At 41.8% G+C, this 20,406-nt stretch carries 14 protein-coding genes; 6 read left to right on the top strand and 8 right to left on the bottom strand.

All coding sequences use genetic code 11. The annotated features are described in order from the left end of the window. The first annotated feature begins 12 nt into the window (after nucleotides 1–12). The 3 genes from P2W71_RS06425 to P2W71_RS06415 all read left to right on the top strand — a co-directional run bounded on the left by P2W71_RS06425 (nucleotide 13) and on the right by P2W71_RS06415 (nucleotide 2,410). Entirely contained in the window at nucleotides 13–573 is a 561-nt protein-coding gene (locus tag P2W71_RS06425; RefSeq protein WP_276368531.1) for a YeeE/YedE thiosulfate transporter family protein, read from the top strand. After that, entirely contained in the window at nucleotides 570–980 is a 411-nt protein-coding gene (locus P2W71_RS06420) for a DUF6691 family protein (RefSeq protein ID WP_276368529.1), read from the top strand. The genes P2W71_RS06425 and P2W71_RS06420 overlap by 4 nt, the downstream gene beginning before the upstream one ends. A 92-nt stretch (nucleotides 981–1,072) precedes the next feature. After that, a complete protein-coding gene (locus P2W71_RS06415; protein ID WP_276368526.1) occupies nucleotides 1,073–2,410 on the top strand; it encodes an MATE family efflux transporter in 1,338 nt (445 codons plus the stop codon). Nucleotides 2,411–2,415: 5 nt separating this feature from the next. Here P2W71_RS06415 and P2W71_RS06410 read toward each other — a convergent pair whose 3' ends face one another. Further along, the gene (locus P2W71_RS06410; protein WP_276368524.1) at nucleotides 2,416–3,300 is read right to left on the bottom strand and encodes a hypothetical protein; all 885 of its coding nucleotides are present in this window, start codon (nucleotides 3,298–3,300) and stop codon (nucleotides 2,416–2,418) included. Between the two features lie 224 nt (nucleotides 3,301–3,524). Between P2W71_RS06410 and P2W71_RS06405 the strand changes: the two genes are divergently transcribed. After that, entirely contained in the window at nucleotides 3,525–4,553 is a 1,029-nt protein-coding gene (locus P2W71_RS06405) for an RluA family pseudouridine synthase (protein ID WP_276368521.1), read from the top strand. Between the two features lie 81 nt (nucleotides 4,554–4,634). Here P2W71_RS06405 and P2W71_RS06400 read toward each other — a convergent pair whose 3' ends face one another. Next, the gene (locus P2W71_RS06400; protein ID WP_276368519.1) at nucleotides 4,635–4,838 is read right to left on the bottom strand and encodes a hypothetical protein; all 204 of its coding nucleotides are present in this window, start codon (nucleotides 4,836–4,838) and stop codon (nucleotides 4,635–4,637) included. 283 nt (nucleotides 4,839–5,121) lie between these two features. Between P2W71_RS06400 and P2W71_RS06395 the strand changes: the two genes are divergently transcribed. After that, nucleotides 5,122–8,145, top strand: a complete 3,024-nt coding sequence (locus tag P2W71_RS06395; protein WP_276368517.1) for a PVC-type heme-binding CxxCH protein — start codon at nucleotides 5,122–5,124, stop codon at nucleotides 8,143–8,145. 40 nt (nucleotides 8,146–8,185) lie between these two features. Here the strand turns inward: P2W71_RS06395 and P2W71_RS06390 are convergent, their stop codons facing one another. Continuing rightward, nucleotides 8,186–11,179, bottom strand: coding sequence for an AsmA family protein (locus P2W71_RS06390; protein WP_276368514.1), 2,994 nt, complete (start codon nucleotides 11,177–11,179; stop codon nucleotides 8,186–8,188). 142 nt (nucleotides 11,180–11,321) lie between these two features. After that, entirely contained in the window at nucleotides 11,322–12,746 is a 1,425-nt protein-coding gene (locus P2W71_RS06385) for an aldehyde dehydrogenase family protein (protein ID WP_276368512.1), read from the bottom strand. Between the two features lie 105 nt (nucleotides 12,747–12,851). Between P2W71_RS06385 and P2W71_RS06380 the strand changes: the two genes are divergently transcribed. Next, nucleotides 12,852–13,691 carry a hypothetical protein gene (locus tag P2W71_RS06380; RefSeq protein ID WP_276368510.1) on the top strand — a complete coding sequence of 280 codons (840 nt, stop codon included), beginning with the start codon at nucleotides 12,852–12,854 and terminating at the stop codon, nucleotides 13,689–13,691. On the opposite strand, the gene P2W71_RS06375 is transcribed toward P2W71_RS06380, so the two are convergent. The 4 genes from P2W71_RS06375 to P2W71_RS06360 all read right to left on the bottom strand — a co-directional run bounded on the left by P2W71_RS06375 (nucleotide 13,688) and on the right by P2W71_RS06360 (nucleotide 20,241). After that, on the bottom strand, nucleotides 13,688–14,389 hold the full coding sequence (locus P2W71_RS06375) for an OmpA family protein (protein WP_276368508.1): 702 nt from the start codon (nucleotides 14,387–14,389) through the stop codon (nucleotides 13,688–13,690). The genes P2W71_RS06380 and P2W71_RS06375 overlap by 4 nt on opposite strands. A 17-nt stretch (nucleotides 14,390–14,406) precedes the next feature. Further along, nucleotides 14,407–16,437, bottom strand: a complete 2,031-nt coding sequence (locus P2W71_RS06370; protein ID WP_276368505.1) for an OmpA family protein — start codon at nucleotides 16,435–16,437, stop codon at nucleotides 14,407–14,409. 133 nt (nucleotides 16,438–16,570) lie between these two features. Continuing rightward, complete coding sequence (locus tag P2W71_RS06365; RefSeq protein WP_276368503.1) at nucleotides 16,571–18,868, bottom strand: patatin-like phospholipase family protein; 2,298 nt, start codon at nucleotides 18,866–18,868, stop codon at nucleotides 16,571–16,573. Between the two features lie 71 nt (nucleotides 18,869–18,939). Next, entirely contained in the window at nucleotides 18,940–20,241 is a 1,302-nt protein-coding gene (locus P2W71_RS06360; protein ID WP_276368500.1) for a peptidoglycan DD-metalloendopeptidase family protein, read from the bottom strand. Nucleotides 20,242–20,406 lie beyond the last annotated feature (165 nt).

Raw genomic sequence — 20,406 nt, 5'->3', positions numbered from 1 at the left:
AATTTTCGTCACATGGAATTTTTATATGAGCCGTGGCCCTGGTATATCGCCGGTCCGGTAATCGGGCTTACGGTTCCTGCATTGCTTTTGTTAGGAAATAAACGCCTTGGAATCTCTTCCACGCTGCGACAACTTTGCGCCGCATGTTATCCCAGCGACATTCCCTTCCTTAACTATGATTGGAAAAAAGACAGCTGGAATCTTTTTTTTGTATGTGGGATCCTCCTTGGTGGTTTCATAGGCGGATGGCTTTTTGAAAATCCGGCAACGACGACACTGGCGCCTGATACCGTTGCTGTGTTGCAGTCGAACGGTGTTCATGATGTATCTGGGTTGTTACCCCGAGAACTCTTTACCTGGAGCAACGTATTTACCTGGCAAGGTTTCTGGCTTATCATAGTGGGTGGATTCATGATTGGTTTTGGGACACGTTATGCACGAGGATGTACGTCAGGCCATGGCATATTTGGGCTCTCTGCGCTGCAATGGACTTCGTTGGTGGCAGTGATCTGTTTCTTTGTTGGTGGAATTATATGTAGTCATCTAATCCTCCCTGCAATCTTATTACTATGAAAAATCTAAAATATTTGTTCGTTGGCGTCGTATTCGGTTTGGCGCTTACAAAAGGAGAAGCTATTTCATGGTTCCGGATGCAGGAAATGTTTCACTTCCAAAGCTTTCACATGTTTGGCATTTTTATGACCGCTTTACCCGTCGGTGCATTGTCCATATTTCTCATCCGTAAACTTAACCTCCGAACGGCTAACGGTGAAGCTATAGACGTTCCGGAAAAACCGTATCATCACGGCATCATCATCGGCGGACTAATTTTCGGATTCGGGTGGGCATTGACCGGTGCCTGTCCTGGACCTCTCTATGCACAAATAGGAGCGGGTTATGGGGTAACGTTAATTACATTTTTCTCTGCAGTGCTCGGGACATGGGTTTATGCAAGAGTCAAACCCTATTTACCTGACTAGTGCATTTGTATTAGCTTCCGCCCAAAATTAATTTTCATCACGCGCCAACACTATTCGTTATTGACCGTTCCTATTAGCTTTGCGCACCGGGTATGGAATTACAACTCAACACAAGCTATCGTCAGATTTTGGGAATGGCTCTTCCCATTTCGCTGGCCTTGCTCGTGCCTCAAATTAATTTCATCACCAATAATATATTTTTGAGCAAGCTGGGAGAAAAAGAATTAGCGAGTGCAGGAATAACCGGTGTATACTATCTGATTTTTGCAGTTATCGGTAACGGGTTAAACAATGGTCTTCAGGCATTGATCTCCAGAAGAGCAGGGCAGAATTTGCCAAAGGAAATCGGGCGATTATTTAATCACGGCGCATGGGTATCATTGGCAGTGGCCGCGTGTGGAATTGCAATTACTTATCTATTTGCGCCCATCATCATGCACGCTGTTATTCACGACCGGGAAATAGCCAATCAAGTTGTTGATTTTCTGTTGATACGCATTTGGGGCTTGCCGCTTCTTTATCTATATGTTATGCGCAACGCCTTCCTTGTGGGGACGAATCAAACACGTTTCCTGGTATGGGGCACGTTGTCAGAAGCACTGGTAAATATCTTTCTGGATTACGGGTTGATCTATGGTCACTTTGGGCTTCCTAAAATCGGATTCAATGGAGCCGCGTACGCATCCATTATTGCCGAAGGATCAGGTTTATTGGTAATCTATTTTGTCATCCGGTCGATGGGACTGCACAAGGTCTTTGGGCTTTTCGAACGTGGTCCTTTTGATTTTTCAATTATCAAACTCATTCTAATTCAATCGTCACCTCTTGTTGTACAATATGCCATCAGCATAATTAGCTGGGAGTACTTTTACATTTTAGTAGAACACCATGGAGCGAGAGATCTTGCAATTTCTAACACCATGCGAAATATTTTTGGATTGTCGGGCATTTTTTCTTGGGCCTTTGCCTCAGCGACCAATAGTATGGTGAGCAATATATTAGGTCAAGGTAAAACCAATGAAGTACTCCCATTGATTCGAAAAATTATTACCATTAGTTTTTCGATCTCCTTGGTTGTCGTTACCGTACTGAACATATGGCCGGAATGGTTTTTATCTTTCTTTAGTCAAGGAGAGGAATTTATAACGCATGGTATACCCGTCATTCGAATTGTGTCGGTGGCTTTGCTGATGATGTCAGTTGGAACGGTGTGGCTAAATGCCGTGACCGGAACCGGTAATACCATCGTGAACCTCCGAATCGAAGCTATAACTATCGTCATCTACAGCATCTATACTTACTTAGTTCTCGAATATTGGAAACTTCCTATTACATGGGGATGGGGTTCAGAATGGGTGTACTGGATCTCTATGTTTTCAATGGCCTTTTTGTATATGAGATCGGGAAGATGGAAAGGGAAAAAGATATAGATCAACTATCTTCTTTTGTAAAAATACAGGTAAGACTTTTTATTTTTATTTACCTCGCTAAGGGTATAAAAACCACTTCCATCAGTTGCCCACGTTATTGATTCCCCTTGTGGTTCTATTTCATAAGGAACACTCTTTGGCGGGTCCTTCAATAAATCGTTAAGGGGTTTGGCAATTGAAGAATTCCAGTAAAAAACATGCGAATAATTTTTCATCAGCAATTCGCGACCATCAGCCGACAAATCTGCACCAACAATTTTGGTAAACGGCAACGAAATTAGTTTTAATGCTGTGACGGTATCGTTGGAGGAGTATGGATACTTTAATTCATACAGATAGACCGGCTCTTCACGTTTTGAGATAATGTACAGATTTTTGGTTTTAGGATCCAATATCAACGCTTCCGTATCTTTTTGCTCATCGGACAATTGAAAGGTAATCTTATCAAATTCAGTGATGACAATTTTCTTTTGTTGATGTTCCTTCCAGGTCGGTTCTTCAAAACGATACACATATTTATACTTGTACTGCGCATCATTATCACCTATCTCTCCAATGTATACATAGTTTTTTGACGAATCAGGTCCAGGCCCCACAGTGATATCCTCCCAATCGCGATTTTCAACGCCTTTCAATTCACACGTCAACCTAATATCGAGGTTTTTATCTAATAAGTATATTTCAGCTTTATTGCCGGAGTCGTTGTGACCCCAAAGTAAAGGCGCATTATTAATGCTTGCGGCGAGGCCGGAAATCTCTTCGAGTTTATCATCCTTTATTTCCGCTAATTTTACACCAGGTTCAAATTCACTCGCAGGTTGTTCAATAGAGTCCTTTTTAGCGCACGAAAATGCTGAGATGCCCAGCAATATAAAAAATAACGTTTTCATCTAGCGTTGGCGGATGTAGTAACAAAACTTATATTTTACAAAGCGCGACATCCGTGGAGGTTAAACGGCAGATAGGTGTATTTGTTCATGTCCGAAATGATATTAGCGTAATCTGATTATTTTGCGCCTCAATTTACGTGTAGGTAAACCTTTATGAAAGGAAACAATCCACCACTGAAAAGATATTTTGTAAATAAATTCAATGCCCTTTTATACGCAATCGAATGAGTGATACAGAAATTCCGGAAGAACAAGATGATGTGCTCTTTGAGCATCATCGCATTGTTGCGGATCAAAAACAGGGCCTGGTTCGAATAGACAAATTTTTGATGGCGCGGTTGCCGAATGTTACACGAACGAAAATCCAAGCTGGAATTCATGCGGGTTTTGTTAAGGTTAACGACAAACCTATTAAGCCCAACTACAAAGTTCATCCAAGAGATGTGATCACCGTCCTTTTTCCAGAACCGCCGCGGGACACCGATGTCATACCAGAAAATATTCCATTGGATATCGTCTTTGAAGATGCATACCTCATGGTTATCAATAAACCGGCGGGCATGGTAGTACATCCTGCTTATCAAAACTGGACTGGAACTTTGGTAAACGCTTTGACCTATCATTTCCAAAATCTGCCGCAATTACCAGGCAATGATGGACGTCCAGGATTAGTGCACCGTATCGATAAGGATACGTCGGGTCTTTTAGTTGTAGCAAAAGATGAAATGACCCTTAACGGACTGGCTAAGCAATTTTTTGACCATACCATTGAGAGAAAATATTACGCGCTGGTTTGGGGTATACCCGAACCTGCTGAGGGCACGATCAATATGAATGTTGGGAGAAGTTTAAAAGACCGAAGGGTTACCACAACCTTTCCCAAAGGAGATATGGGTCGTCACGCGATAACCCACTACCGCGTATTGAAAGATTTAAGATATGTATCCTTGGTAGAATGCCAATTAGAAACCGGACGCACGCATCAAATCAGAGCGCATATGAAACATCTGGGACATCCACTGTTTAATGATAGCATGTATGGCGGCAATCAGGTTTTAAAAGGCACCGTGTTTTCAAAGTACAAGCAGTTTGTTGATAACTGCTTCACTATTATACCCCGGCAGGCACTGCATGCGAAAAGTCTTGGCTTTGTTCATCCCATAACAAAAGAGCGGCTGTTATTCGATTCGGATTTGCCCAATGACTTTAAAGAAGTAATTGAGAAGTGGGAGCATTATGTAAAGTACAATTGATGCCCAAAAACTTAAGGTGAAAAGGATTCTAAGATGCATTAAATAACGCACCTGTTCATTCTTGCAACGAAGATTCTTCGCCTAAAAAAACGGTTTTAGTTTCCGGTCTTGTCCAAGCGCCAGGCGAATCTCCCGCAGCGCTTCGCGCTTTAATTTTTGATGAGAGATTTCATCTTTGTGCGTATGCATAAGTGTTTGAATATACGCCAACACTTTTTCCGTTTGACCTTGATCCAAATAATCCAACGATTCCAGGATCTGGTGTCTTTGATTGATTGATGTCATAGCAAAAATTAGTGGTTGTTGCTATTGCAAATAACGCAATTAAGCGTTCGGTGTTTCGATCGATTAAATGCTATTAACAGTAATACAACACTGTCGTAATATTTGAATGCGAATGGGTTGACGTATAGCGGCCCGACCAATTACACGCGGCACGGCTTGTTCAAGTTAAAACAATCCAGGTTTGGGCATCTCATTGAAGAGCACTTGCATATCCACGCACAAAAATTATGATTGATTAGAAGTTCAACAGTGCTTATCTTTCAAGTCTACCAAATTCAAACGTATGTTTTACTCAATTCTCAGGAACATCGGATTATGTTGTTCCTTGCTATGCATACTTTCTTGCAGTAAACCAAAGACAGCAGAGGAGCATTCAGCAGAGGCATCGCTAGCCGACCTGACGGTACACAACGGTTTAGAAGTTTCGCTATTCGCTTCCGAACCCATGTTTTCAAATCCAACAAATATGGCCATCGATGAGCGCGGACGTGTTTGGGTTTGTGAGGCTTTCAACTATAGAAATCAATACAATCCAAAAAATCCAGTGAAGGCAGAGGGAGATAGGATCATGATTCTGGAAGATACGGATGGCGACGGCAAGGCTGATAAGAGCAAAGTATTTTACCAGGGAACTGACGTAAATTCTGCACTTGGAATTTCATTAGTCGGCAACAGAATAATTATTTCTTGTAGCCCGAATGTTTTTGTATTTACTGACGAAAATGGTGATGACGTTCCGGATAAGAAGGAAATATTATTCCAAGGGATTCAAGGCGTGCAACACGACCATGGCATGCACACTTTCGTTTTTGGACCAGAAGGTAGATTGTATTTTAATTTTGGAAATGAAGGTAAATCACTTCTCAATGCCGCTGGCGATACAGTCGTCGACATTCACGGTCATAAAGTAGTGACGAACGGGAAACCTTTTCGCCAAGGGTTGGTGATGCGAAGCGATATCAATGGCCAGAACGTTGAAGTACTGGGAAGTAATTTTAGAAACAATTATGAGGTAGCTCTTGATCCATACGGAACGATGTGGCAATCGGATAACGATGATGATGGCAATAAGGGTACACGGATTAACTATGTGATGGAATATGGAAACTATGGTTACCAGGATGAAATGACCGGAGCAGGATGGCGAGCCAGAAGAACGAACATGGAAAAAGAAATTCCATTGCGTCATTGGCATTTAAATGATCCAGGGGTTGTTCCGAATGTTTTACAAACTGGTGCAGGCTCACCAGCAGGGTTAACGTTGTATGAAGGCAATTTGCTTCCGGAAGTCTTTTATGGACAAATGATTCATGCGGAGCCTGGCAACAATGTCGTTCGATCTTATCCGGTTGAAAATGAAGGCGCGGGTTATAAAGCAACCATTATTAATATTCTGAAATCCCAAAAGGATCAATGGTTCCGGCCGATTGACGTCGCAGTAGCACCCGACGGGTCGTTATTTGTCGCGGACTGGTATGACCCAGGCGTAGGCGGTCATCAGGTGGGAGATGTGAATAGAGGAAGGATATACCGTGTGGCACCGATAAAATCAAAATACACTGTTCCAACAATAGATGTAAGCACGACTGACGGTGCAATCACTGCATTGCTAAACCCAAATGCGAGTTCCAGGATTTTGGGATGGAATGCCTTGGCAGCTATGGGAGAAAAAGCTGAAGAGGCGCTTAAAAAAATATGGACTTCAAAAAATCAGAGACACAGAGCTCAGGCGTTTTGGTTGCTTATAAAACTGCAAGGAAAAGCCGATGAATATCTGTCACAGGCACTGTCTGATCAAGATCCAAACATTCGCATTGCGGGAATAAGGGCAGCCCGGTTTTTGGAAAAGAACATTCCGACTGTTACAGCTCAGCTTGTAAAAGATCCTTCTCCACAAGTTCGGCGCGAACTCGCTATAGCCCTCCGCGGAAATTCTTCTAAAGAGGCAGCGAATCTTTGGACCCAACTCGCACAGCAATATGACGGGAAGGATCGCTGGTATTTAGAGGCGTTAGGCATCAGTGCCTCAGGAAATTGGGATCTATACTTTAACACCTGGAAGGCGGCTGTTGGTAAAAACTGGAACACCCCAGCCAACATTGAAATTGTTTGGAGAAGCAGGAGCAAATCGGCCATGCCTTTATTAGCTGACTTAATAAAATCGTCGGATGAAAAAACGATGTTTAAATATTATCGCGCATTTGATTTTCATACCGATCCGTCAAAACAAAAAGTTCTGGCAGATTTACTTCAACAGACTGAAGGATCCAAAGTGTTGTATGCTTTAAAACACATGGAGCCTACAAAATTAAGAATGACTGCCCCTGTAAAAACAGCGCTCAATAAAGTTCTCGAGGAGCACCGCGGAAAAATTGAGTTTGTTGAGCTCGTGACTTCATTCAAACTACAAGATCGATCTGGCGATTTGCTGCAATTGGCCTTACAGTATCCCGATAGTACTGTGGGTAAGGAATCTGCGAAAACGTTATTGGACTGGAATAAAGTCGATCTGATTCAAAATGCATTGAATTCGACTAACAAAGATGTCGTACAGGCCATGATTAAATCGCTCTGGCCGCACATGTACAACGCCAAGGCAATTTCCTTGATGGAAGGTGTGATGATGGACAGCGCAAAAAATATCGACTTACGAAAATTGGCGGTGAAAACTTTTGGTGGGCCATGGCAAGCCGAGGATCGTTTACTTGTGTTGGCAAAAGAAAGTAAAATTCCCTCTGAACTTCATACAGCAGCCGGCGGCGTCTTTCAGACCGCGTGGCGTGCCCTTTTAAAGGAGGAAGCCGCTAAGTATTTAAAGATTCCTGGTAGCAAAGAAGGTGCACCGTTGCCTTCTGTTTCAGTACTGGTTGATAAAAAGGGTGATCAGGCAAATGGCAAGACCGTTTTCCAGTCGGTCTGCGGTAATTGCCACCAGGTAAAGGGTGAAGGTGTGAACTTTGGGCCCGACTTAAGTGAAATCGGCTCTAAGCTTTCAAAAGAAGCTTTGTATACCTCAATTCTTTTCCCTGATCAGGGAATCAGTTTTGGTTTCGAAGGCTATCGCTTGCAACTCAACGATGGATCTACTGCCGTTGGCAAAATTGTGTCAGAGACGGCCGATAAGGTAGAGTTGCAGTACATGAATAACCAGCAATCTGTTGAAAAAGCAAACGTGACATCGCGTACGAAACTGGAGAGCTCATTAATGCCTTCCGATTTACAGTCGGCCATGAGCGAGCAAGATCTTATTGACTTGGTTTCATACCTGGAAACCTTGCGGAAGGATGAAAGGATTTCTAAAAAGTAAAAAAAGTCGTCAGGCTATTCAGACCTGACGACTTTTCCTGCTAATTCTTTTTCTTCAGGAAGTTTTGAATTTTCTTCTTTGCTTCCTCCTCGACTTTCTTTTGGACATCTTCTGTCGTGGCGGGTTTTGATGCTGTGGTATCTGCTGTCTTTGCCGCCGCTGTATCTTTGGTTCCCCCACCCAAAATATCCTTAACTATTTTCTCTGCTTCGGTACCTTTTACTGCCTTCTCAAGCGCTTTTGCACCTTCTTCTTTTGCAGTTTCTGTTAACGCTTCTTTAACCTGTTCTTTTTGGCTTTCCATTAAAAGCTTTGGTGAAGGATCTGTTACGCTTCCACCCAATCCTATTGTAATAGGTATTGTGCCATTCGGATCTGTCTTTGCACCGGTCTTCGACGCAATAAAACTATTGAACTGTGTCCCTAATTTTCCTGCAGGTACATCCATCTTCAAAGTATAGTCAATCGATTTATCTAAACCAGTACTTCCCGCTACAGTTGTTTTATAGTTTCCGAATTTAACATCAAAAGGTTTTACACTAAGCCGACCGTTGCTAAGCGATGCCGACATCAGCACATCTTTGAAAGTTACTTCATTGGTGTCTTCAAGTTTGGTCAGAGAAGTAATGCTTGACAATATTTTCGATTCTTTTAATGCAGCTTGGGCAATCTTAATTAAGCCACCTCCGTTGACCGTTGCTAGATTTGGCGACATGTTCGGCAGAAGCTCTCCGTTCAGTTTAAAATCAGTCGAGAAATTTCCATTCACCAGGCCTGCAATAGGCGCATAAGTTTGTACAAGTGTAGATGCACTCGCGGCCTGACGTATCGAGACGTTTTCAATCTTTAATGCAAAATCATATTTAGGATGCTTCAGGTTACGAGTGTCATATGCTCCATTGACCACGAAAGCGCCGCCGAGCATGTTGAACCTGAGCCCACTCAAGTTAGCAACACCATCTTTTACAATAACATCACCAGAGGCATTGGTCATGGTAAAGTCCATTACTTTTATTGTTTTGATGGATGACTTCAATACAAAGTCGATATTTTTTGGCACAGGTATCACTCCATACGACGCTGTATCAGTGGTGGTGGTCTCCTCTGTATCAGACATGAATTGGTTTAGATCGAGCAATGTGGAATTGAAAGTAACATTCCCTTTTATGATATCATTGTCGCCAAATACATACCCCAGGTAATTCAATACTGATCCATTGATGTTGAAATCACTCCGCCCAATTTTTCCATTAACTTTTTGAAGTTCGATTTTCCGGGGATCAAATACCATAGACGCTTGCGAAAGAGTGACTGCATAAGGCAGGTCCTTAGAAGTATATTTAAAGTCAGCCAATGATGCTGTTCCGCTCGTAGGTAAACGATCATACTTTTCTGCTTTAACATCGGAATATTTTCCTTTTGTTTGAATGTTAGCTTTCACTTTTCCCGCAAGGGCCATTCCTTCGACCGGAAATACTTTTGTGATTTTCTCGAGATCAACACCGCCATTTACTTTCAAATCCCAGGTGTAGTCGTTCAAGTTTTGAAGAAGAAGGTCCGCAGTGATTTTTTCACCATCCATCAGCATGGAGAGATCATTTACGTTGATGACAGTCTCTTCCATTTTACCAGTGGCATTTTTAACAGTAGAGGTAAAATGTAAATCCTGGATTGGAATTGGGAATTCTTTAGACTTTACGTATCCATTTGCAAGGGACATTGATGCATCAACCGAAGGTATTACTTTCTTTAAGCTATCATATACACCCTTCGCAGATAAATTGATAGCGTAGTTACCCTTCATTTCAAGACCTTCCATAGGAAACATTTTGCTGAGTTCGCCAAGGTTTAATTTTGCCGCAACATTTGCATCGAGGTTGGTTGGATATATTTTCGTGATCAATGCGCGTGCATCCACAGGGTTAGAACCAAAATCGAGGTGCAGTTTTTTCAAATCGATAACGGTATTATCAATCACACCGTCTTTATTATCTATCAATAAATCAACGTTGATATTATTTACAGCTGTTGGAAGGTCGGGATATTTGAACATCGCATCCTTAACTAATAAGTTCAAGTTAAACGCGGGCATTTGTTTTTCTGCATATTTTCCTTTCACAGCGCCGTTAAAAGCTAAGTCCCCCTTTGTATCGATGTTGTTAAAATCTTTGCTGTACATACCGGGAACTAAGGAAAGCAAACTTTTAAAGGAATTGTCCGGGCTCTTAAATGAAAGATCCATATCAAAATCATTCTCATTCATTTTAACCCAGCCATCAAAACTCATCGCAAAGTCATTTACTTTAATGGAGTTTTCTTTGAAGGCATATTTTGAATAGGCTTCGCTTATGGTAACCGTTGCATCGATCTCCGCCCGCTTGTTCGACAGATACTCAACACCGTCAAACGAAGTGGTGACCGTATCGGCTACCGTGTGCGTACTCATGTCAAACACATCTTGAGAGAAGTCTCCGCTTCCAGAGTGATTCAAACCATTTATGGTAAGCAAATAAGGCAAGGTGCGATCATCGTATGAGACATCCCCATCAACAATCTCCCAATGATCTATTCCAAATGAAAAATCTTCAGCTTTTTCAGTGACCTGCGCTGTGTCTGCTGATGGTATTACGATATCATAATTCGCCTTACCATCTTCGTTTACTTTAATATTAATGACGGGTCTTATAAGCGAGATCCCTTTTACGCGTAATTGATCTCCAAATAAAATATCCTTTAGGTTTACTTCTACCTCAAATTCTTCCGTTGCAAACAATACTTCGCCCTCAAAGGGCGCACGGTTTATAACACCGAGGTCTTTTAAGTTTGCCGTTACATTGGGAAAATGACGAAAGAAGGAAAGGCTAAAATTGTCGGCATCAAACAGCACATCGGCGTTGACTGATTTAGCCAATTCCTTATCTATTGCTGCTTTAATATCATCCTTAAAGACATTTGGAAGAATTAAGGCTGCTGCCAATATCAAAACAAATAGTCCACCGATTATGATCAGTGTCCATTTCAAAGCTTTTTTCATATGAGGTTTTTTTATCTAACGTTTAAGGTTCCAAAGTTACTAAACAGAACAAAAAATTATTCAAATCGGGCGTCAGGCTAAATATTGTAGACGCCATTTAAAGAGTTTTGAGCGTACCCGCAGCCCACATTCGTTATTCTTCTTAAAAAAGCTTCAAAAACCACTCCATTAACTTTTGGGAGCGTTTGGTATACGGCGGGTAAAATGTCTTGATTGTGGTGAGTCCTTTTCGTTGCCGAAGTACTGGTTTTTCATTGGAAAAGGCAAGGAACCCATAATATCCGTGTGACTTACCGATCCCGCTGTTGTTAACACCGCCAAAAGGAAGATTGTGGTGTAAAAAATGAATAGCGCTATCATTTATACAAACTCCACCGGAACTCGTCTCTTGCAATATGTTGGATTGCTCTTTTTTGCTTGTTGAGAAGATATAGAGTGCAAGAGGTTTGGGCATGTCGTTGACGAAAGCAATAGCCCTGCCGAGGTTATCATAAGTAACAATAGGCAGAATTGGTCCAAAGATTTCTTCCTTCATGATTCTTGAAGTGAGCGAAAGGTTTGACAAAATCGTTGGATGAAAAAATCGCGACGGTCTGTCACTGCTTCCTCCATATCTCACTTGAGCTCCCTGGGCTATTGCTTCATCAAGCAATCCTTGCACACGTAAAAAGTTCTTGTCGTTGATTATCCGACAATAGTGTTCAGATACTTCGAACGCCTGATCATTTTCGGTAAATAATTTCTCGATTTGCCCTATTAACAACGGAATAAATGTTTCTGCGATACCTTGATCGATCAAGATATAATCTGGGGCGACGCAAGTCTGACCATTGTTAACAAATTTTGCAGCAGCCGTGCGTTCAGCCGCATCGGCTAAATTAGCAGTTCGGGTGATGATAGAAGGCGACTTCCCTCCCAACTCTAATGTAACAGAAGCTAGATTGTCGGCAGCAGCCTTCATTACTATTTTGCCTACGGTTGGGCTACCAGTAAAAAAAATATGATCAAATGGAAGGCGAAGCAAGTGTTGAGAAACTTCGACCCCACCCTCAAATGTTGAAACAACAGCAGGATCAAAGATTTCGTCGGACATTCTTTTTATAACGGCAGAAACATGCGGTGTCAGTTCTGAAGGTTTTAGTATTACCGTGTTTCCAGCTGCCAGGGCGGAAACCATTGGCCCGACGCAAAGCAAAAATGGATAGTTCCAGGGGGCCAAGACTAAACATACACCTCTAGGCTCATACTGTATGAAGGAACGAGTTCCCAGCATGGTGAGCGGGGCATCAACCTTTTTTGGGGCTGCCCAATCGTCCAGATGGGACAAGGTGTTTTTAATTTCCGCTAGCACATTTAAGAGTTCAATACCATCGGTTTCAAGGGGATGTTTCTTAAAATCAACATACATAGCCTCTTGTATAGCTGTACGGTTAACGTGAATCCATTCACGAAGCTTGTGAATACGGAGTTTACGGTTATGGATAGGTTCAATCCGAAGTTCGTTCGATTTGCGTTTTTGAAGGGCAAAAATTTTATCCAGGAAAGTTTCTAAGGTCTGGCTGTCCATAAGTGAATCTACAACTTAACTTGAAATATTACGTCAGCGCTGCAAACCATTGAATTATGTTAAGCGTTTGTTAAATTGGGTAAGCAGAAGTAACATAGGGATAACATGAAGTTAGCAGGGATGATTCTGGTTCTAGTCCCTTTTCTTGTGTATGGCCAAGAAAAGAATCACACATCGGTTGGCAGCCTTGAAACGCTTTTCCATCATGTCTCCATGTTTAGTCAGGTAGAGGGTATTGATAATACAATCCCTGATATAACAACTTTCATAAGGCGTATCGAGCAAAAGGAGAATCCACGAAATAGTGTGAAGTTTTGCCGCGTTCTCTTTCACAAAACCCGTCATGAATTTTTTCGACACTACACACAATATGCCTCGTTTAAGGAAACCCTGAATCACGGTAACTACAACTGTTTAACAGGAACAGCTTTGTATGCGGTACTGCTCCAGCATTTTGGAATACAGTTTTCTATTATTGAAACGAACTACCACATTTTTTTAGTTGCCTCAACCGATGAAGGCAAAGTGTTGTTCGAAGCAACGGATCCGGTACATGGCTTTGTAACTGACCCTGTTGAAATAGAGAAAAGAATTGATACCTATAAGAAAAACAACTTACAGCCGGTTGACGCGAGCGACAAAAAATACTATGAATATGCAGCCAACTTATTCAATGCGGTTGATCTTAAACAGGTAAGAGGCCTCTTGCATTTTAACGTTTCAATCGACGCATACAATCAAAAAAAGTTTGATCTGGCCATCGCTCATCTGGACAAGGCTCTTGATCTGTACCATTCGTCCAGAATCCGAGAATTTTCATCCGTGCTTTTATTGGCCGTCATTGAAAGCCAACTTGATAACGGGTTGAAGGAAAAATATCTAAGGCAGATTCATGCGCTCCGGAAAAGGCAAAATCTTGTTATGGCAAGCCGGATGAATCCTTAGTTCTGTAAAATACGAAGTTCCACCCTTCTGTTTAATCGATGGGCTTCTGGAGTATTATCACGTGATAGCGGCATAGTTCCACCAAAAGCTTTGGTTTTTACTCTGCTCTTCGCTATTCCCTTTGACGTAATATAATGCCTAACGGACTCCACGCGTTCTTTTGAAAGTTTGAGATTATCCCTAGCGTTTCCCTGATAATCAGTATGTCCTTCTAGCTGAATTATCATGGTCTTATTCTCCTTCATCATGTCAACCACTACATCCAATTCGGCAAAAGATTCTTCGCTAATTCTGGCGCGTCCTACAGGGAAAATCACATTGTCAAGCCGCATAACATGGCCCACCTCATGCTTCTTTATTTCACCTACTACTAATTCGATATCCTTAATCACCTTTCGGTTACCATCGGCAGTTGCCGGGTCAAGCATATATTTCGCCGTGGTAAATCCCTGCGCCTCTACTGTTATAGAATATTTTTCGTTGTCGAACATCGGAAATGAGTACGAGCTGTTGGTGAGGGTGCCTAACTTGTTGCCATAGGGCAAACTCTGATAAGTAACGCGGGCATTTACCGGCTCTTTCGTTTCTGCATTTAGAATCTTACCTTCTGCGTAGATAAGACTATCGGTTGTTTGACAAAATGCTGATGCTGAAATGAGAAGAACTAGGCTGAAAAGTTTAAAAAATTTTCTACTCATGTGATCTTTGTTAAACATTATAACTTAAGGATCTTAAATTCAACCCTTCGGTTCTTTTCCCGTCCCTCCATTGTTTCGTTAGTTTCTATCGGTCTTGATTCTCCAAAAAATTGCACCTCTAATCGATCTTTGTCAACGCCTTTTTTAATGAGATAAGCAACAACGTTCTTGGCCCTTCTTTCCGATAATGACATATTGTAACTGTCGGTGCCGACATTGTCGGTATGGCCGGTGATTTCAATTTCCATTGTTGATTTCTCCTTGAGCATATCAGCGATGCGATCAAGTTCAGGTCCTGATTCCGATTTAAGAGTGGATTTGTCGAAGTCAAAGAAAATATTATTCAGAACGATTGTTACGTTAGGTGCAATCGTAGCCACCTCTATTGGGGTAAGATTGAAATCCTTCGTTTCAATTGTTTGATCTGGCTTTACATCTTTTAAATCGATGTTTTGGCTTTCCGAGATCTTGCCATCGGCCTCCGCGCGTAGTCCGTAAAGATGGCCCGTTGGAAGTCGAACTTCATATTCTCCGGTCTCGGGATTGGTTTGAGAAACGCCTGCGCCAGTGCCATCAGGAAGTCGTTCATAAATAATTTTAGCATTGACCGGTTTTCCAGTAGCCTGGTCGATAACTTTACCTTTCACGGTCACGTAAGTTTCAGGAGCTTTGACGATGGGAAGTTTTACTCTGAAAATATCGGTATTCGTATCGCTGACACCACGTGAGTAGTAAGCAAATTCGCTCGAAGCCGGGATATTAAAGAATACATCCTCCAATGGTGAATTAATCTCAGGTCCCAAATTTTCTGGTTCTGACCACTTCGTCCAGGTATCATCCAATCTTCTTGTTACGTAAATATCTACGCCGCCATATCCGCTGAACCCGTTTGACGAAAAGTATAATGTTTTGTCATCAGAAGCTAAAAATGGCGCCGACTCTTCACCTGCTGTATTTACAACATCGCCAAGGTTCAACGGCTCAGACCATGTGCTGTCGGCCTTCATAAACGTAACATAAAGATCCCGATCTCCCTGAGTATCGTCCCGTTCCACAGACATCAACAAGGTTTTACGACTATCAGCCAGAAAATAATTTGCCTTTTCCGCATAATTATAGTCGTTTACAATATTCAGTGCTGTCGGTTTACTCCATGAGCCACCAACGTTGGTGCTAAGGGAAACACCTGCAAGCATTTTACCATTGTTAAGGTACTTATTTCCCAGCAACATGATCGCGGACTTTCCATCCGGCGTCATACTTTGTATTGTATTCACAAAGTTCGGACCTGCATTGTTCAGGCTCCCCATGTTGCGGGCAAGTTGCCAGCGACCAGCCGAATCAAGTTCAGAATACCAGATATCTTCTTTGTCTCGGTCGCCACCAACATTTTCCGGGTGATTTTGTCTGCTGAAATAAAGGGTTTTGCCATCTGGTGAAAGTAAAGGATTCAATTCCTTGTATTCACTGTTAACATTTTTATCAAGCGCTTCTATTAAAATGCCAGACGCAAGCAATTGCATGGTGGGTATATCAGCAATAATAGGATAGTTAGAATCAGAAATAGCGACGGCGTCGATGCTGTAATAATCGGGAACAGCCGCACCGTCAAATTCGATTTTAACGGCAGCCACTTTATATGGTGTAAGCTCCATAAACACATTCAACATCCTACCTTTGAGAGGTACAGCCATAGGGTTGAGTGTGTTGACTACATATTCCTTCCCCGCTTCATCGTAAACAAGTACCCTGTAGATTGCACTGGGGTTATGAGATTCGGCAATGGCGATCTGTCGAATGCTGATAGGATTGTCGTATCCTAACTTTAAAAACTCCTTTCGTTGCGGACGGTCAGGTGCCCACGCGTTCGGACTTTGTCCTCCAGCAGGCAGTACGTTGGGTTTTCCCAGTACCTGTTTAGCTGAGTATTGAATAGGTGTTAATTCAGAAGAGAACTCGATAACTTTTGATGCCCACTGTACAACCTGAGCTTGTGAGGATACGGAAACTATTGCTAGTAAAAACAGGGGCAATAAATATCGCTTCATTACAGCTATGTTAATTTCATGGTTTAAACTTAGCTAAAAAAATTAGAATTAGGCTAAACCAATTCACCAAATGACTAAAAGTAGACGAAGGGAAATATACAAAGCTACAAGCCGGAGGAGTAAAATTCAAGGGTCAATCGAGTGAATGTTTGTTGAACAATAAAAATCCAACATGCATCAACACACCTAACTGGTTCCTGTCATCATCATAATAATTTAGACTTAGACTCACCGGACCAATAGGAGAATGGTATACGAAACCAGCAGTGCCACATAAGTACACCGTTTTTAAGTTATTCTTGGCAAATGCGTTTTGATCTTCGTTCGGACGAATGTATTCGAAGGGCCGGAAGAAATATCCCTCTAAACGGAAGTCAACTTTATTGTGAATTTTAAAAACATTTCTCACGCCACCCCCAATATAATTGAAGGCTCTGAAATTTCTGAGCACCAACGTGCGGCTGTCTTGCAAAGGAAAAAACCCAGGTGTGTTAATGATGGTACCATAATAATTTTGGAAGAATGGCTGATTAGAAAACACCGCCTCTATCATATAGCCGGGCCTAAACCAACTTGAACCAAAGTATTGCTCTGCACTAACCTTTGCGCGCCACCAATGGTAGCGGGCTTCCGTATAGTTAGAATCTACCGACGTACTACCCGGTGTAAAATATTCTGTCACCTGGAATAGATCAAAAGTAAAGTTAAAGGCTTGTCCCGCGGAAGCATATTGTTTTCGGTCAAGTGTGTTGGCCGACAGGCTTACACCTGTTTTATAACCTTTGAGTTGAAGGTTATCCAACTTGTCCGTACTGGTAAATACTTCGCCGTTTATATATCTGTCGTCGTTACTAAATCCTTCGAAATTAAGAGTGGCTTTAAACGAATGTTTGAATGGCACACCCGCACGCAATCCTAATCGTCTGTTGACTCTTCGGAGTACAGTGGGCGGATAGGCACTCGACACATTCTTAAGTAAATCGTCATTCTCAAAATAGTCCCAACTATCAAAAGCCAAGTAAGGCTCGATATAAAACTGATAGGGAAAATCTTTTCTGACCTTTAACAACGCCGACTTATAAAAACTTCCTGTCTGGAAACCCGCATAAGCATGCGTTAAGGTTCTGTTAAAATTATAGAAACTGAAACCCAAATAAATATTGCTGATATCTCGTGTAGCGATGACGCCACCAAAGTCGACCTGAAAATTTTGCTGCGGGCGTCTGGTTAATTCAAAATTAAATTTCTTTTTCGTTGAGTCATAAAGAATTCTTGGATAGGCATTACTAAAATAATCTTCAGAGACCAGTTTAAAATATCCTTTTTTAATGTCGCCATAGTAGAACTCTCCGCCTCTTTTTCTGGTCTTGAATATCCTGCGGATGTAGATACGTTGTTTTGAATTAAATTTCTGGAAAGTGACTTGATCAAACGCAAATGGAACACTTTGGCTTTTAAAGGTATTTCGCTTTGCTGCCACATCGTCGCAGAGCGTACGGGTTTCAATTTTGCTTTTGATTTCATCCATTTGTCGGATGGTTTGGGCGTAACCGCTATCAATAAGACTTTTTGCACGACCGAAATCGAATGAAGTAAAGCCTTTCAAATTAGGTTGTATATAAATTCCACGATCAGGAATCTGAGAAGGATCTGATTTGTCAAGCAGCAAGAGGAGTAAGGATCGGGAGATTAATTTTTCATCGTTGTCGTATGGATACTCATCGTAAATCTTGCTGGACACATTGACACCAATGAGTACATCGGGCTTAAACTCGCGCGCAGCAACATCAACAGGAAAATTATTGTAAACGCCCCCGTCGAAAAGATACTTTCCATCCACACGAATCGGGTTATAAAAAAAAGGAACGGTTTGCGTGGCACGAAGTGCATCACTCAACAACCCTTTTGAAATTACAACTTCACTTTGCGTAAATATATCGGCAGCGATTACTCTAAGCGGCACAAAAAGACTGTCGAAATTATTATTTGAGATAACTGAAGCTTGCGCCATTTTTTCAGCCAGGGCGAAGTTCAAAGAAACATCACTGGCGATGCTTGAATTGAATCTAAAATTTAAGGTGGAATCGAGTGCAAGGTTGAGTTTTAGAAACTGCGGCGTTTCGTCACTTCGATGGTAGTAATAGTTGTAGCCGGTTTCAGGTAATCCGTTGATCCACCTTAGAAAATGTTCCGAGAGAACCATTTGTTCAATCTCATCGGGACTCATGCCTGCCGCGTAACAGCCACCGATAATTCCTCCCATGGAGGTCCCTACAATGTAATCCACCGGAATTTCATTTTCCTCAAGCGCTTTCAAAACGCCGACATGCGCCAGCCCTTTGGCCGCGCCTCCACTTAACACCAGTCCTACTTTCTGAGCTTGAATTACGGTGCACGTGAATAGAAAAAATATGAGTAAACAGAACCTCATTAATAAAAAGGAAGATCTCCACTCTTCTAACAAAAAAGTGAACAGAAAAATTATAAATCCTTAATTGCAATTTATAATGATGCTATTGGATCTGCTTGAACCGGGAACGAAATGTCGTCAAGCTTTTTCGTGAGCTCAGCCTTTACTGCTTCAAAGGATTCAAGGTAATCCTTTTTCACAGGTTGTGACGGAGGAAGCTCAACTTTCAAAGCGTCTACCTGAACGCCATTTCTCCAAAAGCGATAGCAAAGGTGCGGACCAGTTGCCAATCCCGTGCTCCCTACATATCCGATAGTTTGTCCCTGACGAACGCGCGTCCCTGCCCTTACACCATCCGCGATACGCGACATGTGAAGGTATTGCGTAGTATACGTACCGTTATGTTTTATTTTAACATAATTGCCATTGTTGGATTTATACTGCGCCTCTTCTACATATCCATCTCCAACTGCCCGAATCGGAGTTCCTTTTGGCGCAGCGAAATCGGTTCCGAGATGTGCCTTCCACCGTTTTTGGACCGGATGGAACCTGCTCATCGTATACCGTGAACTAATACGGGTGAACTCAATAGGATATTTTAACAAAGCCTTGCGAAGGCTTTTTCCTTCATCATCAAAATAATCAGTCCCTTCGCCTTGATCAAATGGAAATGCATAGTAGGGGTGACCAAAATGTTCGAAGTAAATTCCATTTATTTGTTTTATCCCGACAGAGATACCTTCTACCTGTGCTTCTTCGTAAATGAGCTTGAACTTATCACCTTTTTGCAGCCGTTGAAAATCTACCTGCCAGCCAAACACATCGACAAAACGATTGGTAAGGTCATGCGAGATGCCAAGTTCTTCTATCGTTTCGGAGAGATTTGATTTAATCTCACCTGCAATACTCTTCTCAACAATAGTAACTTCTCTTTGGCAAACGTCTACCCAAAGAGTGTCTTCAAAACGGAACACAATGTATTCAGTTGGATTAGGCTCATAAACAAAAGCCTTTGCTGTTTTAAGTGAGTCTTGGTCACAAATCAATGTATATTTTTTATTAGCAGCGATCTTGCGAACATCAAAAACGTTTCTGGAAAGTTTGGATATCTGGTGAATGATATTTGCGGGCACGTTGTACTCCATTAGAATATCACCTAAGACTTCGTTTCGTTTAATTTTGTCTTCGATAACAGTGTAGTTGTCTACCACCATCCCATATAAAAAATTCGGCGCTTTAATTTCTGCAACATAAGTGGAATCAGAACCGGTAGCCATAGAATCGGCCGATGCCTGGTCTTGCATTAATGTGGGTACAATATAAAACCGGTTAACAGTAACGACGGCCACAACAAAAACGGTAACCACTAAAAATCCAAACCAGCTTTTTCTCATACTAAAATTCTTTTATACCCGAAGGCGATTAAAAATATATTCCAAAGATAGGTAGTTAAAAAAAATTGAGGTAAGGACCCTCCTAACTGTTCAAAATCAAAAGTGTAATATTTTAAAATGAAATGCAAAAATTAACCTGCTGATTATCAAGATCCAGTCAACTAA

It is taken from the genome of Chryseolinea sp. H1M3-3 (genome assembly GCF_029360725.1).
Lineage (GTDB): Bacteria > Bacteroidota > Bacteroidia > Cytophagales > Cyclobacteriaceae > Chryseolinea.
Note: the sequence above shows the minus strand (reverse complement) of the source record. Positions and strands in the feature narration are given on the sequence as shown.